Here is a 19,439-nt window from a genome sequence, read left to right as displayed (position 1 = left end):
TTTAATAAAAAAGATTTTTATCTTTGAATTCCATTTTCCTCGTTAATCTATGCAAAGAATGAAAAAAATATTGTTATTTACCTTCATATGGTTGAATATTTGCGTCTCTGTATGGTCTGTTCCTAACGCGATAGTAGAACATTATACAGTGGACCAGGGGTTACCGAATAATATTGTGAATTGTACAGTAAAAGGAAAAGATGGTTTTATCTGGTTCGGTACTTGGTATGGCCTTTGCAGCTTTGACGGGGTGAAGGTGAAAACATACAACAATAAAGGTGAGTCAAATTCGGATATTCCTCCTAAAAAGATACAACGGATTGTTGAAGATAAGAACGGTTATTTATGGATAAAGACAGTAGATCGTAAGTTGTATGTGTTTGATAAGGTGAGAGAAACATTTCATGCCGTGTATGATGATATGAAAGACTATTTGGAAAACATCCAAGTAATTAAAGTTCAAAAAACAGAAGATGGCAGAATCTTATTGTTGACGAAGGATAAAAGTTTGTTACTTGCTTGTACCGATATTCATGGTAAAATAGGGATTCAATTGTTACATGATTCACGGCAGGATGTCAATGTTTATGATATGCGATTGAAGCATGATCTTTTTTGTGAAACCCAACAGCATCTGAGCTGGATCGGGATGGATTATAAGATTTTATTTTATGATAAAGGAAAGGAATTGAAAGAGAAGCCTGCCGATTTTATCACTAAAAAGATATTAACTGCCGATAAAGATGCTTTTACATGTGCTTTCAATGCTGATCATTTGTTGTGGTTAGGTAATAAATATGGAGAAATATATTGCATCAATCCTCAGACGGGGATGGTTAATAAGTATGTTTTACCTGGTATAACTTCTCCTATACGAAACATATTGGTCACAAAAGCAGGGAATGTTTATCTAAGCACTGACGGACAAGGAATTTATGAATACAATCTTGGATACAAATCATTAAATAAACTTTCTTTGGGAATAGAGAAAGGGGGAATTACTCATTCTTTTGTCGATAGGTATGATAAGGTTTGGTTTGTCATAGGAGAAAAATCTTTGATTTATTATGATCCGTTAAATAAGTCCAAGCGGAACTATTCGTTTCCCCGTGAAGGAAATATTTGCGATTTTAATGTACAGGATGCTGGTGAACAGGGTGTTTTCTTTTTGACTCCTTCCGGTGAAATTTTGGTTTTTGATAGAGATTCTTTCGAAATGCATCGTTTGAATCAGATGAAACCTTTTTCGAATGATTTTCCAAATCAATTGTTTTTAAATCAGTTATTGGATGAGGATGGGGTACTTTGGCTCGCTTCTACTACATTGGGGGTATACCGAATGAATTTTCCGAAAAAACAGTTTCGTTTACTCGACCTGCGTACTTTTTCAGCATCTCGTGCAATTTCTGATGATCTGATGGGGATTAGAGCTCTATTTCAGGCCAGTAACGGTGATATATGGGTCGGTACCCGTTGGCAAGAACTGTATCGTCTTGATAGTAATGGACATCTCAAACAAGTTTTTTCTTTAGGAAACGTGTACCATATAATGGAAGATAATAAGGGCAATTTATGGTTGTCTACGAAAGGTAACGGGTTGATAAAAGCAGAATTTGATATAAATTCTCCTCACGGAGTACGGTTTATATCTTATAAAAGTGATACGAATAATCCGTCTTCTATTAGTAGTAACGATGTGTATTGCACATTTCAGGATAGTAAAGGGCGAATATGGGTGGGATTGTTAGGAGGTGGATTGAATCTTCTTCGCGAAGAGGCGGATGGGGTGACATTTATCCATAAACATAATGGATTGAGAAAGTATCCTCCTTATGGTTTGTATATGGAAGTCCGCAATATGCTTGAAGATAATGAGGGACGCATATGGGTAGGTACAATGGATGGCTTGATGTCATTCGATTCAAATTTTGACAATCCCGAACAAATTGAATTTGAAACTTATAGGAAGGACAGTGCCAGTTCAAATGTAGCTGATAATGATATTTATGTTCTATTTAAAGATGCTACCGATCAAATTTGGGTGGGTGTATTTGGTGGAGGCGTAAATCGGTTGGTGAAATATGATAAAGAAACACACTCTCCTATATTTAAATCTTATGGTATTCGGGATGGATTAAACAATGACGTGGTGATGTCTATTGTAGAAGACAATGACCAAAATTTGTGGTTTGCGACTGAAAGTGGACTTTCGCGCTTTGACCGTCAGACAGAACACTTTAGAAACTTTGATAAATATGATGGTTTTTTGAGTGTACAAATGGAGGAAGGAAGTGCTTTGAAAATTGAAAACGGTGAACTTTGGGTGGGATGTAAAGAGGGTATTTTGATCTTTTCGCCCAATAAAATGGAAACTTTTAGTTGTAATAACCGGACTTATATAGTAGACTTTAAGGTTTCTAATGAGGATATCAGGGATCTCAAAAACAACCCTTTGATGAAGTCGGTCAAATATGCTGATTCTATTACCTTAAATTATGATCAATCTATGTTTACGATCGAATTTGCTGCTCTCAATTTCATTAATCAGAATCGTATATCTTATAAGTACATGCTCGAAGGTTATGAAAAGGAGTGGCACTATAATGGTAGGAATCGGATCGCTTCCTATACTAATGTACGTCCGGGAAAATATGTATTTCGTGTGAGAACGGTTGATGAAGCTAATCCGGAACAAATCTACGAGACAACTTTGGCTATACGCATATTGCCTCCTTGGTGGTTAAGTTGGTGGGCTTATTGCATTTACGCAGTTTTAGGTATTACACTTCTTATCGTGGTGATACGGGTTTCCTATTTGATGATTCGAATGAAGAATGACGTTTATATTGAACAGAAATTATCGGAATTAAAGATAAAATTCTTTACGAATATTTCGCATGAACTTCGGACACCGTTAACTCTTATCAAAGGGCCTATTCAGGAATTGAAGGAGAAAGAAAATCTGACTCCGAAGGGGATACAATATGTGGATCTAATGGAGAAGAATACGAATCGAATGCTGAATTTGGTAAATCAGATATTGGACTTTAGAAAGATACAGAATGGAAAAATGCGTTTGCATGTTTCTCAAATCAATCTGAATGAGATGCTGGAGTCTTTTCAAAAAGAGTTTCGGATCTTGTCGGAGGAAAATGAGATCGCTTATTCTTTTTCTGTTTCCGATGAACCTATTTTGGTATGGGGCGATAAAGAGAAATTGGAAATTGTTTTAAGGAATGTGATATCCAATGCTTTTAAGTTTACACCGTCTGGTGGAAGTATATTCATTTCAGCAGGTGTATCTGAGGGTGAGCATTCTTGTTTTATCCGTGTAGAAGATACCGGTATTGGTATTCCACAGAATAAGTTGACCGAGATATTCGAGCGTTTCTCACAAGGAGGAAATGCCCATACCTCTTATTATCAAGGTACAGGTATTGGTTTAGCTCTATCAAAAGAAATAATAGCTCTACATCATGGAACAATTAAAGCAGAAAACCTTCAACCTTCCGGAGCGGCATTTATCATCCAGCTTTTGTTAGGGAAGAAACATTATAAAGAGCTGGAAGTTGATTTTTATTTGGGAGGAACCGATAGTGGAGACGAGGTAGAAGGGGCTGATATTCCATCAATTAGTGAAGAAAATATAGAGAAAGAACCGGTTGATAATTCTTTGCCCAGCTTATTATTGGTGGAAGATAATAAGGATTTGGGAAATCTGATAAAACTACAACTGGAAGATAAATACAATGTCTATTTAGCTCATAATGGAGTAGAAGGACTTAAAAAAGTACATTTATATCACCCTGATATTGTAGTGACTGATCAGATGATGCCGGAAATGGACGGAATGGAAATGTTGACATGTATACGAAAGGATTTTCAGATTAGTCATATCCCAGTTATTATGTTGACTGCCAAAAGTTCTGATGAAGCTAAAACCAAAGCAATCAGCTTGGGGGCAAATGCTTATATAACGAAACCGTTTAGCAAAGAGTATCTGATTGCTCGTATTGAACAGTTGCTGAATGATCGCCAAATGTTTCAAGAACGTCTTTGGAAACAGATGAATGACACCGCAACTGAGACGGAAGAAAGTGGGTATGAACAATATCTGGTAAAGAAGGATGTGCAATTTTTGGAGAAGATTCATCAGATAATTGAAGAGAATCTGGATAATAGTGATTTTAATATTGATGCGATTGCTACAACCATCGGTTTAAGTCGTTCTGCATTCTTTAAGAAATTGAAAAGTTTGATCGGACTGGCACCTGTAGATTTGGTAAAGGAGATTCGTCTGAATAAATCGGTTGAATTGATAAAGAATACGAATATGAGCATTTCGGAGATCGCATTTGCGGTAGGATTTAAGGACTCGGGTTATTACAGTAAATGTTTCCGTAAGAAATACAACCAGACTCCTCGTGAATATATAAATGAAGTGCGTAAAAGTGCAACCGGTTAAGTACAAACCCTTTTGTTAATCGTCTTTTGGGTATAAACCAAATTATAACCAATGAAGAATTTCAAGAGAATATTCCTGACGATGCTGGGCTTTATTTGCTTTGGATCGTTAGTTGCGCAACATCCATCTTTGCAAATCAAAGATGGAAAAGTTAATTATTTGATAGATGAGCGAGGGAACAGAGTTTTGGATTACTCTTATTGCGGATATAAAAGTTCCGGGCAAGACATTCCTGTAGTGAAAAATGTTGTTTTTGTTCCTTGGAAAGAGGGAGATAATTCTTTGCGAATCCAAAAGGCCATTGATTATGCATCTTCATTGAAGCCGGATGTCGAAGGTTTTAGAGGAGCTGTATTACTGGATAAGGGAACGTTTGTTTTAGAGAATGATTTGTATTTACATACTTCTGGAGTCGTTTTGCGTGGAATGGATTCCCGTGAAACCGTTTTACTGAAAAAAGGGGTAGATAGAGGAGCATTACTTTATATAGAAGGGATCGATGACCGGACATTTGTAGATACAATTGACATTTCGTCCGCTTATGTACCAGTGAATAACCGATGGTTGGAAGTAAATTCCGGGTGTTCTCTTTTGAAAAAAGATGATAGAGTACTGATTGTACGCCCTTCTACCAAAGAGTGGATCGCTTCGGTAGCTTGTACCGAGTATGGTGGTGGGATCAGTGCACTCGGTTGGAAACCGGGTGATATCGACATCTGGTGGGATAGAACGGTTACTGGAGTGATTGATGGAAAAATAGAAATAGATTCTCCACTTAGTATGGCATTAGATAGTCGATATGCTCATTCAAAGTTGGTTTCTTATACTTGGAAAGGCCGTATAGAGAACGTTGGAGTTGAGAATATGACCTTAATTTCAGATTATGATAAAAGATATCCGAAGGATGAAGATCATTGTTGGACAGGTATTTCTGTAGAAAATGCAGAAAACTGTTGGATTAGAAAGCTCTTTTTCAGACATTTTTCCGGGAGTGCGGTTATCTTGCAACCTACTTCATCTAAAATAACAGTGGAAGATTGTATTTCTACTCAACCTGTATCGGAAATAGGAGGTATGCGTAGATGTACATTTTTAACAATGGGTCAGTTGAACTTATTTCAGCGTTGCTATTCTGAGCATGGAATACATGATTTCTCGGCAGGATATTGTGCAGCCGGACCTAATGCCTTTGTGCAATGCGAGTCTTATGAGTCTTTCGGTTTTAGCGGTTCTATCGATTCGTGGGCATGTGGACTGTTATTCGATATAGTGAATATTGACGGTCATAACTTGTCGTACAAAAATCTGGGACAGGATAAAAATGGTGCCGGTTGGAATACGGCCAATAGTACGTTCTGGCAATGTACAGCTGCCGGGATAGAATGTTTTTCTCCTGCTGAAGATGCAAAAAACAGAGCATATGGGTGCTGGGCACAATTTTCCGGTGACGGTGAATGGGCTGAATCAAACAATCATATAGAACCCCGAAGCCTTTTTTATGCACAGTTAAACGAACGTTTAAATAAAGATTGTTCCCTTCGTGCCAGAATCCTTCCTAAAGAATTGGAGGCGACCAGTAGCCCGACTGTAGAATTGGCTATGGAGTTGGCACAAAAGGCTTTCATTCCTAAATTGACATTAAGGCATTGGATCGAACAAGCTTCTGTAGATGAACAGTTAATATCTGTGGTACAGGTAAAAAATATAGATGAATTAAAAATAACTGATCCGGAGGAGAAAAATAATATCTTGAATCGTGAATTAAAGCGGGTATCGATTATTGACGGCCGTTTAGTTATGGGGGGGGAATTACTTGTGGGCAAAAAACTGGATGTTCCTTGGTGGAGTGGAAAACTCAGAACCAGCTATTTAGCAAAATCTCTTCCACACATAACTCGCTTTGTTCCCGGACGTGAAGGTTTAGGGGTGACTGATCGTATTGATTCGGTCATCAACTATATGAAAGTGAATAATTATCTGGTGATTGATCATAATTATGGTTTGTGGTATGACCGGCGTCGGGACGACCATGAACGTGTTCGACGCTTGAACGGCGATGTTTGGGGACCCTTTTATGAGCAACCGTTCAAACGCAGTGGACAGGGAACAGCTTGGGAAGGATTGAGTAAGTACGATTTAACTCAACCTAATGCTTGGTATTGGGCGCGCTTGAAAGAGTTTGCAGGTAAAGCGGAACAAGAAGGCCTGCTGTTGTTTCATGAAAACTATTTCCAACACAATATTTTAGAGGCAGGTGCACATTGGGTGGATTGTCCATGGCGCACTGCGAACAATATTAACCGTACTGATTTTCCGGAACCCGTACCTTTTGCCGGTGACAAACGTATTTTTATGGCAGAGATGTTTTATGATATAAATCATCCGGTGAGAAGGGAATTGCATCGGCAGTATATACGTAAATGTTTGGATAATTTTGCAGATTGCAGCAATGTGGTACAATTGATTAGTGCGGAGTTTACCGGACCTCTTCATTTTGTTCAGTTTTGGTTGGATGAAATAGCAGCATGGGAAAAGGAAACGGGAAAGCATGCCTTAGTTGCATTAAGTACTACTAAAGACGTGCAGGATGCTATATTAACTGATGCAAAACGAGCCTCTGTAGTCGATATTATCGATATACGTTACTGGCATTATAAAACTGATGGTATTTATGCTCCGGGCGGTGGCAAAAACATGGCTCCCCGTCAGCATATGCGTAAGATGAAAGCAGGAAAAATAACTTTTTCCGAAGCTTATAAAGCAGTAGAGGAATACCGTACCAAATATCCTGATAAAGCTGTTACTTATTATGCTCAGAATTATCCGGCTATGGCTTGGGCTGTGTTGATGGCCGGAGGGTCATGTCCGTCAATTTTTGTACATGATGAGACCTTTTTATCCGATGTTGCTAAGATGAAAGTGGAAAAAACTGATACGGATACTTATAAAAAACTGGTAAAATCTGATACGGGTGCTATCGTTTATTCTCAATCTCCAGGAGAGATTTCTGTCTTTGTTGATGATGGAAAATACAGTTTGAAATACATAGATCCCTCTTCTGGTACGGTGGAAGTTTTGAATAAATCTTTTAAAATCAGTGGGTTGTATGTTTTGAAGATACCTGAAGGGAAAGAGGGTGTTTACTGGATTCATAAATTGAAATAATTGATATTCCTGCTGCTTTTATGAGTAGCAGGATTTTTTTTATACAGGTATTAATCGGTAAATATGTTGTAGGGCATGGTATCTGCATTTTCAGTTCAATAATCAAATATTCCCAGTCGATTTGTTCCCTATACGGTAGTTTTGCGGAGTCTGAAGAATGAATCAAAAACAAAATAGTAATACTATGATGAGACAGAATGATAATATTACAGTAATGCAAAAGAGAGATGATCAGGAAATGATTACTTTGTTGTTGGCTTTTGAGGAAGGGGATGCAACTGCTTTCTCTAAGTTGTATGATCTTAACGTTAATCTTCTTTTTAGTTATGGTTGTAAACTAACCACAGACAGAGAATTACTGAAAGATTGTATTCATGATGTATTTGTCAAGATGTACACTAAGAAGGAGGAGTTGAAGCATGTGGAGAATTTCAAGTCTTACCTGTTTATTTCTTTACGGAATAGACTATGTGATGAAGTGCGTAAACGTTTGTATGTTTCTGATGCAAAGGTAGAAGAATTGAATCCAGTGTCTTGTGAAGATGTAGAAAACAACTATTTGGAACGTGAACGTGAACATGTGAATAATAAATTAGTAAAGCATTTGTTGGCTCAGTTATCTCCCCGTCAGCGTGAAGCTCTTATTTTGTATTATATTGAAGAAAGAAAATACGAGGATATATGTCAAATCATGAATATGAATTATCAGTCTGTTCGTAATTTGATGCATCGTGGGTTATCCAAATTAAAAACAATTGCAGGTTAAGCAGATACTTTCTTATATAGGCGGTTTGTAAGTTTTAAAAATAGAGATTCTATTTTTTTATAAAACTGAGTACATAGAAGAGTGGATTTCGTCTTGTGTATATAATCAATAAAATGTTAGGATGCTGGACAAGGCGGAAGATTATTTCAAAGACGAAGAATTTGTAGGTTATTTCGTAGAGGTAGTTACGGATGTGCTGATCGGAAGCGATGTATCGGGATGTGAAGACATGACTTTACAAGATGTTTCGGATAAGGTAAAGGGCATATTATTACCTTCTTCGGATATTGAACCGCAACTTTCGGTTTTGGAGGTTGACGAAATAAAGAGGAAAATCAATGAAACGATAAAAACAGAGTCTAATACTTAAATTTTCTAACTTGATAAAAATGAAAAACAATCGTAAATGGATACTCTGTATTTGGTTACTATATATGGTAATAAGTGCATCGGCAACCAGTAGTGTACGGATGCAAGTAGGTGATATCGATCAACGTTATAGAATAGCGGTTTGCGATTGGATGATTCTGAAACGGCAGAAAATCGGGGCATTTCAGTTGGCGAAAGAGCTGGGTAGTGACGGATTGGAGCTGGATATGGGAAGTTTAGGAAAACGGGATTCTTTTGACAATAAATTGCGTGAGGAGTATTTTCAGAAACTGTTTAAAGCGAAAGCCAGAGAATTTGATATTCAAATATCTTCTATTGCTATGTCAGGATTTTACGGGCAGTCTTTTCTTTTACGCTCCGATTATAAAGCATTGGTGCAAGATTGTTTGAATACAATGAAAGTGATGAATGTTCCGATTGCTTTTTTACCCTTGGGCACAGGATGTGATTTACAGAAAAATCCGGAAATTCGTCCGGAATTGGTTCAAAGATTAAAGGTTGTGGGTGATATGGCAGTAGAAATGGGAAAAGTTATCGGAATAGAAACCTCTTTGAATGCCAGAGAAGAGGTTCGATTATTGAATGAGATAGACTCACCGGGAATAAAAATCTATTTTAAATTTCAGAACTCTCTTGAGAATGGAAGAGATCTCTGTAAAGAGTTACGTATTCTGGGAAAAGAGAGAATTTGCCAGATTCATTGTACCGACACAGATGGTGTGACCTTACCGTATAATGATCGTTTGGATATGCAAAAGGTCAGAAAGGTATTGGATAAGATGGGATGGAGCGGTTGGTTGGTAGTAGAACGTTCCCGCAATAAAGAGGATATCCGCAATGTGAAAAAGAACTTTAGTGAGAATATAGAGTATCTAAAAAAAATATTTCAAAAATAAATATGCTTTAAATTTTTATTCTATGAGTCAGAAAAGAAGCAAAAACAGGTTTATGCAGGATATTGGTTTGTGTAAACCACTTTGTGCTGCTATGATTTTGTGCTCGTGGTTAATCCTGTCTCCGACAACTGCTAAGGCTGCGGATGATGTTGCGATAACTCAAGCAGTGGATCAGCAGAGTACTGTAAAAGGTACAGTTGTAGATATAAATGGAGAACCGGTAATTGGTGCCAGTGTGAAAGTAGATGGAGGAACAACTGGTACCATAACTGATTTAGACGGAAATTTTTCATTATTGGTGCCTGCCGGTGCAAAACTTGTAATCTCTTTTGTGGGATATCAGACGCAGGTTATAACAGTAAAACCCGGTACTCCATTGAAGGTTGTGTTGAAAGAGGATGCCGAGTTGTTGGATGAAGTTGTAGTTGTAGGTTATGGAACTGTGAAACGTGCTAATTTGACGGGAGCGGTGTCGAGTGTGAAGATGGATGATTTGAAAGATATTCCTGCCACTAATTTATCAGCCGTATTAATGGGTACAATGCCCGGTGTATCGGTAAGTGAGTCTACTGGTAATCCGTTGGCAAATGCTTCTATTAAGATTCGTACCAGTGGTTCATGGAATTCCGAACCTCCTTTATATGTAATTGATGGATTTATTCGTGATGATACCTATTTTAATATGCTTGATCCATCAGAAATTGATAATATTTCTGTGTTAAAGGACGCGGCTGCTGCTGTATATGGAGTGCGTGGTGCTGGTGGTGTTATATTGGTTACAACGAAAAAAGGAAAAGAAGGGAAAGTATCGGTTAATTATTCCGGTTCGGTTGGATTTTCACAGGGAGTTCATATGCCCGATATGATGACAGCTTACCAACAGGCTACGGCTTTGAATGATATGTGGCGTGAAGAACAACGTAGCGGGAGTGAAAGTACATATACATTTTTCTCTGAGCAAGAGTTAAATGACATGAAGAATGTAGATTATAATTGGTTGGATGAGGCTTGGAAAACAGCGATTAATACTCGGCATGTTTTGAATGTCAGTGGCGGAACCGAGAAAGTTCGTTATTTTATTGGTGGGGCTTATATGTATAGCGACGGTAATTTTTCAAATTTGGATGTGGACCGTTTTAGTACGCGCATGGGGTTGGATGTAAGTTTTACAAAGGATTTGAAAGCTTCATTTAATATGAGCTATGCAACTAAGTCAACTAATATGCCGTTGAATAATAAGGACTCAGAACCTGCTCTTATGTATGGTACATTCAACGATCTTAACCGTACGTCTCGTTGGATTCCGGCTTATATTGACGGAATGCCGGTTGATTATGGAATGACAGAAAGTGATACGCATCCTTTAGCCATATTTGACAGTGGCTCTTACCGTAAAAACCGGAGTGATGATATGGCATTGAGTGCTAAGTTGGATTATAATATCAAATGGATAAAAGGACTTTCGGCCAGTTTGGCTATGAATTATAGCCGTACTTCATCCAATGGAAAAAGTTTGTATAAGCCTTATACTGTATACACTTTTGCTCCTGTGAGCTATTCGGATGGAGATACGACTTATGATGGACGATTAATGTCGAATACATTAACGGGAAGCCAGCAATTGTTAAATGGGAATTCTTATTATGATGGGGCGGATTTCGGATATTCTTATCAAATTAACCCTCAATTGAATTATCATATAAAATTGAATGAACATGATATTTCGGCGATGTACGTGTATGAGGTGGCAGAAAGCGGCAGTAATGCACTAAGTCTAACAGCGAAACAGATGTTGGTGGATAATGTAGAAAATATTCAAGGATTCAGTAAAGATGCCATAACAGGATCATCTGGTAAAGGTAATATCAGTCGGCGTATGTCTCATATTGCTCGTTTAAATTATTCTTGGGCAGATCGCTATTTGTTTGAAGGTACTATCCGTTACGAAGCTTCCAATAATTTTGCACCCGATTATCGTTGGGGGCTGTTTTATTCATTGTCTGGTAGCTGGAGGATTTCAGAAGAGAAATGGTTCAGAGATAATGTACGCGGAGTTGATAATTTGAAACTTCGTGCGAGTTATGGTCGTTTAGGAAATGATAAAGCTGTTCTTGGGCAATGGAGACAGTCTTATGCGTTTAGTTCAAATATACTTTTATTGGGTAGCAGCGCTACTCAGATGACTGCGCTGAAACCTAATCTGAGTGGATTAGTCGCTTTAAATTCTTCGTGGGAAAAGACAGATAATTATAACGTCGGCATTGATCTAAATCTGACTAATGGACTTTCATTTGACGTTGATGGCTTTTATAAACACACATTCGATATTTTAGATGATGCAAAAAGTACTTTTCCTCAATCGGCGGGCGTAACTGAGTCAACTCCAAAATTGAATTATGGAATTCAGAATGCTTGGGGATTTGAATTTGGTTTAGGATATCATAAAAAAATAAATAGTGACTGGTCGATAAATGGAAAAGCTAATTTTTCATATGCTATGAGTAAAGTGATTAAGAAATACCAAAATCCGGGTATTGTAGGAACTTGGCAGGATGAAGAAGGACGTGTACGTGGTGGCGAGGTTGGTTATAAAGTATGGCGTGGTAATGATGGTAAAGGTGACGGAATGGCTCGTTCTTGGCAAGATATTGAAGATTATATTTCATATTTGGCATCGCATACAGCTGATGGAAGTAAAGAGAGTATTAGGGTGTTAGGTTTAACTTGGGAACAACTGAGACCAGGTATGTTAATGTATGAAGATCGTGGAACTACAGCAGGAAACCAAGTGCCTGACGGAATAATCAATTCGGCTGGAGATAATTGTATTATAAGTAAATATGATAATCCTCCTTATAGTTATAGTTTAAATTTGGGATTTAGTTGGAAGAATTTAACGGTTTCTGCCTTGTTCAACGGACAATTTGGAAATGATGTGATATTCGATAAAGGTTTTTATACAACAGCTTCGGGGGGTAAACGTACAGGTGCTTTTCTGTCTGAAAGTTCCAATCAGTTATCTGAATGGTATGGGAATTATGCGATTTCCAATGAAGACGGATCGCTTGTAAATCCTAATGCGAGATATCCTCGTTTGGATAGTAATTCATTAAGGGGAGAACGTTCAGACTTTTGGATGCGAAATGGACATGTATTGCGTTTGCGTACTTTAAATGCATCTTATTCAGTTCCGGGAAAGTGGCTTTCCCATATGGGGATTGCTTCATGTCGTATCTTCTTTACAGCCAATAATTTGTGGACTATCATTAATCCATACCCATACAAAGACGCTTATGTAGGTTTCTGGAGTGATTATCCTCAAATACGGACATTTAACTTTGGTATAAATATTGGAATCTAATTAAGAGAAGAACTATGAAATTGAATAAAAAAATAATCGGAGTACTTTGCTTGATGTCATTAATAAGTGGCTGTAGTGATTTTCTGGATGTAAAAGACGAGTCAGCTATTAATTCAGCTATTTGGGATAGCGAACAATCTGCAATGTTATACGTAAACAATATATATACAATGTGCCTTCCATCTTTTGGTGGAGATAACGTATATGGTAGTATTAGTCCGTCTGCTTGTTCTGATGAAATAGGCGGTGACCTCAATTCTTTAATGGAGGGGTCAATGGATTTTGGACAAGTAGGAGCTTTTTCTGCCAGTACTTATGCAGCTGTTCGTTATATTAATATTGCTTTTGAAGAGTTGGAAAGTTCTACTATGTCGGAAGCTGAATTCAATCGTGTAGCAGGTCAATTGTATTTTTTTCGTGCTTGGCAGCATTGGAAAATGATGCTGATGCATGGTGGAGTGCCTTATATGAAAAAAGTAGTGGGATATACCAGCGAAGATGATCTTAAAAATGCGAAACGTGATAAAACGTCTGATTGTATAAAGTATTTACAAGAAGATTTGAATCATGCTATTGACATGCTTCCTTCTTCTTGGAGTGAAGCAGAATGGGGACGTGTAACACGAGCTACGGCTGCTGCTTTGTTGGGACGTATAATGGTTTATTATGCAAGTCCTCAATTTACTCCCGATCAGGAAAGTGCAGAAGCGAGAGCCCGTTGGAAGACGGCTTATGATGTAAATCTGAGAGCTGTTGATATTTGTACGGAAGATGGATATGGGTTGATGGATTGCAAAACGGAAGTTACTGAACAATGGCCTGCTGTGACAGATATAAACAAAATATTCTTGGAAAGAGGCATAAAAAATACCGAGGCTTTATTTGTACGTATATATGATAGCGAAAATAATAGTCACGGATATGAGAATAGTATACGTCCGGGTTCACAGACAGGTAATACTAAATCCCGTCCTTCTAATTTGCCTTCCGTAAAATTAGTAATGGCATTTCCTAATTCTGATGGTACCCCTTACGAAAAAGCAGTCGGTGATGTTTATTTTTGGAAAGATCGCGATCCTCGTTTTTATTCTACGATTGTTTATAACGGTTGTTATTTTCCTTATCAAGGAAATACTTCTTTCCGGCAATGGACTTATAAAAATGGGGATCAATCCGGAACTTCGGCAGCGACTAATACCGGATATTATTGTCGTAAAATGTTAGATCCTTCCACAAAATATCTTTCTAAAACCTCTACAAACTGGATTGAAATCCGTTACGCAGAAGTCTTGCTGAATTTAGCCGAGGCAGCATTGGAAGTTGGCGATAATGATAAAATGTATGAGTGTTTGGGAGCACTTCGTAAACGTGCAGGAATTCCGGAAGGTGATAATTATTATGGTTTGAAAACTGCTTCCAGCTTGAGTCTGATTGAGCTTGTGATGAATGAACGGTTTATAGAGCAGGCTTTTGAAGGACGTCGTTTTTATGATTTACGTCGCCGCAATATGTTTACGGAGGATTTGGGGATGGTAACCACTAAATTGAATGGAGAAAAGAAAGGTTCATGGGGAGTTAATTATCAACTTAAGCTTGGAGTCAATGCTGCTGTATTTGCCAGCAAGCGTGATGGTATGACCATGGATGAAGTAAGTGAAAATATGAGGGCTTCGCAGACATCAGCCGGACCGATGGCCTCTCCCATAGAATATAAATGTGTATCCACCGAAGAAGAGTTGAAGAATACGACTACTGGAAACTATAATTTCTTTGATATTCCCGATGGTATTTTAACTCGTAGTCCGGCTGTCCTACAGACAATGGGGTGGTCATATGATGTGGAAAAAGGTTGTTTTAATCCGTTTGAATAAATAGGTGATAATGAATGAGTATACTTTGAGCATGTCATAGTTTTTTTATAGATTAATTAGGAAATAGGAGAGTATCTGGCAATAAAGGATAACTCTCCTTTTTCTTTTTAGAATTCTTTTGGTACATGATTGAGTACATCTTTCCTTAACGAGCGTCTTTCTTTATATATTAAAAAAAGAAAATAGATTAATCTTTGTTACGATGCACACAAAAAATTACTTTTTATCATTTATGGTAGCATTTGTCTTTTGTTGGACTAATCTTGCTGCACAGGAGCAACCGTTTACTTACGTAGTTGCAACTGACAATTCCGGTGATTTTACTACTGTTCAAGCGGCAGTCGATGCTTGTAAAGAGGGAGAACAACGTAGTATTATTTTTATTAAAAACGGTACCTATAAAGAAATGGTTAACGTTCCTAAAGGAAAAATAATCAGCTTGATTGGAGAGAGTGCAGAAGGTGTTCTGATTACTTTTGACCGTGACCGTGGGGCTGGTAGCGATTTCACGGATTTTAGGGATATTACTACTTGCCAGTTTTATGGCGAAGATATGTATGTAGAAGGACTTACTATTGAAAATTCTTCGGGAAATGTGGGGCAGGCCGAAGCACATTATGTCGCTTCTGATCGTCAGACTTATAAAAATTGCCGTTTCCTGGGTTACCAAGATACACAAAGGACGAATAGCGGGGCACGTGCTTACTTTAAAGATTGTTTCATACAGGGGGCTACTGATTTTATTTTTGGTGATGGTCTCATGTACTACGATAATTGTACGGTCAACTGTGTGAAAGGAGGAGGTTATGTTACAGCTCCTGCGGAGTGTGCTTTCTTTTTGAGAAAAACGGAGAATGCTACCGGACGAGTTTTACGGGTAACTTATATATTCCGTGATTGTGATATTACGGCTGATCCTGATGTAGCTGTCGATACATATTATTTGGGACGTCCTTGGAAAGAATATTCCGGTGTATATTATCTTAATTGTAAGATGGGGAAACATATAAAACCGCAAGGTTGGACAGAATGGAACGGTAATGAAAAAAGTGCATGTTTTGCAGAATATGGAAGTTGCGATTTGTCGGGTAATATGCTGGATGTAAGTGGGCGGATCGATTGGAGCTTTCAGTTAGCGCAGGAAGACGCAGAGATGTTTACGCCTGCATATGTTTTTGACAAAGCAAATAGTAGGGTACCTTATGATCCTGTTGCCTTATGTGAAAAAGTTCAGTCCCCCCAGTATGCTGAGCAATCTGGGAAGCAATTGACATGGATGTCGGTGAAAGGGGCGATAGGTTATGTTATTTTGAAAAATGGGAAGTTTATGGCTGCTACTACTGCAACAACTTATTCTGTGGATGACCTGACCGGTCGTTATAGTATAAAGAGTATTGCAGAACATGGTGCTTTGAGTCAAGCAGTAAGAGTTGAAAATACGGATAAGCAAATATTAAAAGCATTTCCCACAGCTGAAGGATTTGGTAAATTGGCTACAGGGGGGCGTGGAGGTAAAGTTGTGACGGTAACTAATCTTGAAGACGATGCCGAAGGTTCTATCGAAGGGTCTCTCCGTTGGGCATTCAATCAGTATAAAAGTGATTTTACGATTGTTTTTGCTGTATCCGGACGTATAGAGTTGGTTGCCCCATTGAAAGTAAAGAAGAGCAACTTTACGGTGGCGGGGCAGACAGCACCTGGAGATGGAATATGTATTACAAGTAATAAGGTAAATTTAGGTGGTTCATCCAATTTCATTTTACGGCATATACGTTTTCGTATCGGACAGACAGATGTGAATGGAAATATTTTGGCTGAAAATTCACTTGGAGCTGAGAATTGCGAGAATTTTATAATTGATCATTGTACATTTGGGTGGTCGGTAGAAGAGAATATAAATACGTTTGATGATCATTTTCATACAGTTCAGTGGTGTATCGTCCATGAAGGGTTATACAATGCCGGCCATCCGAAAGGTGTTCGTGGGTATGGATGTCAATGGGGAGGCTCTTCCGCTACTTATCATCATAATTTGTTAGCTAATAATCAATCGCGCTCTCCTCGCTTTAATGGTTCCAGAGGTGGAACAATCGGACAGGACTTAAGTGTCTATTTGGAATATATAAATAATGTAAATTACAATTGGGGTAGTAGCGGGGCTTGTTATGGAGGAGAAAACACCTCGGAGAATAGGAAATTTTTTGGACATGAAGGAAACTTTATTAACAATTATTATAAGCCGGGACCGGCTACTCCTTCTGGTACTCATTATTTCTTTAATCAATCTTTGCAACGCGATGGTGCTACTTCTTTAGGTCCTTCCAAATGGCATTTCAGTGGTAACATTATGGAAGGTGACGATGCTGTGACAGCTGATAATTGGAAAGGTTTTAAAAATAGTACTTCTTATTCTATAGATGATATCAAAGTAGATACGATCATACAGACTTCTGGTGATCATGATCATCAAAAATATCATTATGATTGGGATACTTATACATATAAGAATTATGAGACGGCTGCAGAGGCTTATGAATCTGTTCTTGCTGCTGTCGGTGCATGGCCACGTGATCTCATTGATACACGTATAGTGAAAAGTGTACGTGAAGGTTTGGCACCTTATGGCAATCATGGGATCATTGATTTGCCCTCGCAGGCTGAAGGTCCCCTTGCTTATGATACTTTTGATAGAGTGGTGGATAGTGATGGAGATGGTATGGATGATGCTTGGGAATTGGCGAATGGATTGAGTCCGGCTGATCCTGCTGACGGTAATAGTTTGACGGAGTTGGGATACACAGCTCTTGAAGTCTATTTGAATAGCTTAGTCGGCGAGAATATAAAACATGATTTTTCTACAGTAGGTATCCAAAGTGAACATGCCGATCAGCGGCTTGAGTTGGCGAGTACGATTGTTACGGAGGAACTGGAAATTCTTTGTGACGAAGATTTGGACGGTGCTTATATATATACAATAAATGGAACCCGGATAATGGGGGTTAAAATAGAGGGTGGCAAGACATTATCTGTTTCTGGTCTTGAATCTGGTTACTATATTATTGCTGTTTATACAAAGGCTGGTGATGCGAAAATAGCTAAATTCTTAAAAAAATAAAAATAAATACCTATCCTGTTATTGTAATTCTCTAAAGGTGAGTACGTACGGGATGGGTGTTTCGTCTATCTATTAGAATATGTATTTAATAAAAAATAAGATGGAAAATATTATTACAAAATCAATGGTTTGCAGTGCAATAGCTATTATTGGATTTTCTGCAATTACGAAGGCTCAGTGTCCCAATTTTACTTACTATCCTATAAATCAAGCTATTGGATGGAATTCGTCTGAGTATTATAAGGTGATTGATTTGGATGCAGCAACTTTAACGGATGCAGCTAAATATCCGCGGACAGGGGCTATAGACGGGCAAGACGATAATGTAGATTATGAGCAGAATATTTTAAAGTCTCCTACCGGAGATGGAAATATAACTGTTCCTTTATATAATCCTGCTGAAGAACAGGGACAATATGTACCTTCCGGATATAATTATGATATTAAGTTTGTTCGTTGTGTGTTTGCTCCAGATCATTATACCAGTGCTCTTACAAAAGACGATAATGGTATGCTCCCTTCCGGTAATACTAATGCATGTACTATAAATGATAACACTTGTTTGGTTGGTAATGTTTATGGCAAACAAGGATTTATAGAACTAAGTAGACAAGCGGCTTCTGCGGGTGAACCTGCTAATAGCAAATGCGGATACATACAGCTCGACAATTTATATGGTGTAGAGCGAATTCAATGGTCTTATTCTTCTACAAGTTGGAAACGCGGAGTTATTTGTGAAATCAGGCTTGGCGGAGAAGGTGCCGAGTGGTTGCCGCAACGTATTATACCAAGTGAAACAAATGCTTATGCAACATTTTCTGAACAGGGATATGAATTTGAAGAATTAATAAATGCGGTAGATGGTGAAGATGCGGAAACACCTGTTTCTGTTCGTTTCCGTGTATTTGATTGTGATACTCTTACATGGGCAAGTGAATATAATCTCGATCCGAAAGACAGATCTCCAGAATATTATTATGCAAGACCTGGTGTTCTTCAACCGGTGCGTATTCATCAGATTAAGGTTTATTCGGCTTTTACAGGGGCTGAAATGGCACAGAAGATTCAAGAAGCAACAGGTGTACATGGAACTACTGATGAATGTTTTTATGTCAGAAAAGAAGGTTTGGAACTTTGTGCATCGGAAGAATGTTCGATGGAACTTTACACAGTTGAAGGAAAACAGATTCGTAGAGTACAAGGGAAAAAGATGGGTGTTTCCGACTTGGATAAAGGAATTTACATTTTGAAGGCTATTAATTCTGATGGAATAGTCAAAAACACTAAATTTTCTTTATAAAAAAATAGTGTATTAAGTGAGGTTGTGTCAAAATGTTGGCACAGCCTCTATAATAAGGTTAGTTATTTGTGTCTTGAATATAGACAATATAACTGATAAATATGATTTAT

Annotated in this window: 9 protein-coding genes; all 9 read left to right on the top strand. The window is 38.0% G+C overall.

Annotated elements, in window-relative coordinates; all coding sequences use genetic code 11:
* The first annotated feature begins 58 nt into the window (after positions 1 to 58).
* Positions 59 to 4,465 (top strand): hybrid sensor histidine kinase/response regulator transcription factor, encoded by a 4,407-nt coding sequence (locus tag HMPREF1532_RS04795; protein ID WP_005925600.1) that lies wholly within the window; start codon positions 59 to 61, stop codon positions 4,463 to 4,465.
* A gap of 51 nt (positions 4,466 to 4,516) precedes the next feature.
* Positions 4,517 to 7,630, top strand: a complete 3,114-nt coding sequence (locus HMPREF1532_RS04790; protein ID WP_005925597.1) for a DUF6298 domain-containing protein — start codon at positions 4,517 to 4,519, stop codon at positions 7,628 to 7,630.
* 214 nt (positions 7,631 to 7,844) lie between these two features.
* On the top strand, positions 7,845 to 8,396 hold the full coding sequence (locus tag HMPREF1532_RS04785) for an RNA polymerase sigma factor (protein ID WP_025818949.1): 552 nt from the start codon (positions 7,845 to 7,847) through the stop codon (positions 8,394 to 8,396).
* Between the two features lie 121 nt (positions 8,397 to 8,517).
* The gene (locus HMPREF1532_RS04780) at positions 8,518 to 8,766 is read left to right on the top strand and encodes a hypothetical protein (protein WP_005925592.1); all 249 of its coding nucleotides are present in this window, start codon (positions 8,518 to 8,520) and stop codon (positions 8,764 to 8,766) included.
* A gap of 64 nt (positions 8,767 to 8,830) precedes the next feature.
* Entirely contained in the window at positions 8,831 to 9,682 is an 852-nt protein-coding gene (locus tag HMPREF1532_RS04775) for a sugar phosphate isomerase/epimerase family protein (protein WP_224204013.1), read from the top strand.
* Between the two features lie 22 nt (positions 9,683 to 9,704).
* The gene (locus HMPREF1532_RS04770) at positions 9,705 to 13,043 is read left to right on the top strand and encodes a SusC/RagA family TonB-linked outer membrane protein (protein WP_005925586.1); all 3,339 of its coding nucleotides are present in this window, start codon (positions 9,705 to 9,707) and stop codon (positions 13,041 to 13,043) included.
* 14 nt (positions 13,044 to 13,057) lie between these two features.
* Positions 13,058 to 14,914, top strand: a complete 1,857-nt coding sequence (locus tag HMPREF1532_RS04765) for a RagB/SusD family nutrient uptake outer membrane protein (protein ID WP_005925583.1) — start codon at positions 13,058 to 13,060, stop codon at positions 14,912 to 14,914.
* Positions 14,915 to 15,146: 232 nt separating this feature from the next.
* Positions 15,147 to 18,029 (top strand): pectinesterase family protein, encoded by a 2,883-nt coding sequence (locus HMPREF1532_RS04760; protein WP_227096858.1) that lies wholly within the window; start codon positions 15,147 to 15,149, stop codon positions 18,027 to 18,029.
* A gap of 100 nt (positions 18,030 to 18,129) precedes the next feature.
* Positions 18,130 to 19,329, top strand: coding sequence for a T9SS type A sorting domain-containing protein (locus tag HMPREF1532_RS04755; protein WP_005925577.1), 1,200 nt, complete (start codon positions 18,130 to 18,132; stop codon positions 19,327 to 19,329).
* Positions 19,330 to 19,439: the final 110 nt, after the last annotated feature.

The organism is Bacteroides salyersiae WAL 10018 = DSM 18765 = JCM 12988 (assembly GCF_000381365.1).
In the GTDB taxonomy this organism is placed as follows: Bacteria; Bacteroidota; Bacteroidia; order Bacteroidales; family Bacteroidaceae; genus Bacteroides; species Bacteroides salyersiae.
The sequence above is the reverse complement of the archived record's forward strand: the minus strand, read 5'-3'. Positions and strand labels throughout refer to the sequence as shown.

Excerpts from the sequence above, each read along its gene's own strand:
- HMPREF1532_RS04795 (WP_005925600.1), top strand. The coding sequence starts at position 59 with ATGAAAAAAATATTGTTATTTACCTTCATATGGTTGAATATTTGCGTC.
- HMPREF1532_RS04790 (WP_005925597.1), top strand. The coding sequence starts at position 4,517 with ATGAAGAATTTCAAGAGAATATTCCTGACGATGCTGGGCTTTATTTGC.
- HMPREF1532_RS04785 (WP_025818949.1), top strand. The coding sequence starts at position 7,845 with ATGCAAAAGAGAGATGATCAGGAAATGATTACTTTGTTGTTGGCTTTT.
- HMPREF1532_RS04780 (WP_005925592.1), top strand. The coding sequence starts at position 8,518 with ATGCTGGACAAGGCGGAAGATTATTTCAAAGACGAAGAATTTGTAGGT.
- HMPREF1532_RS04775 (WP_224204013.1), top strand. The coding sequence starts at position 8,831 with ATGGTAATAAGTGCATCGGCAACCAGTAGTGTACGGATGCAAGTAGGT.
- HMPREF1532_RS04770 (WP_005925586.1), top strand. The coding sequence starts at position 9,705 with ATGAGTCAGAAAAGAAGCAAAAACAGGTTTATGCAGGATATTGGTTTG.
- HMPREF1532_RS04765 (WP_005925583.1), top strand. The coding sequence starts at position 13,058 with ATGAAATTGAATAAAAAAATAATCGGAGTACTTTGCTTGATGTCATTA.
- HMPREF1532_RS04760 (WP_227096858.1), top strand. The coding sequence starts at position 15,147 with ATGGTAGCATTTGTCTTTTGTTGGACTAATCTTGCTGCACAGGAGCAA.
- HMPREF1532_RS04755 (WP_005925577.1), top strand. The coding sequence starts at position 18,130 with ATGGAAAATATTATTACAAAATCAATGGTTTGCAGTGCAATAGCTATT.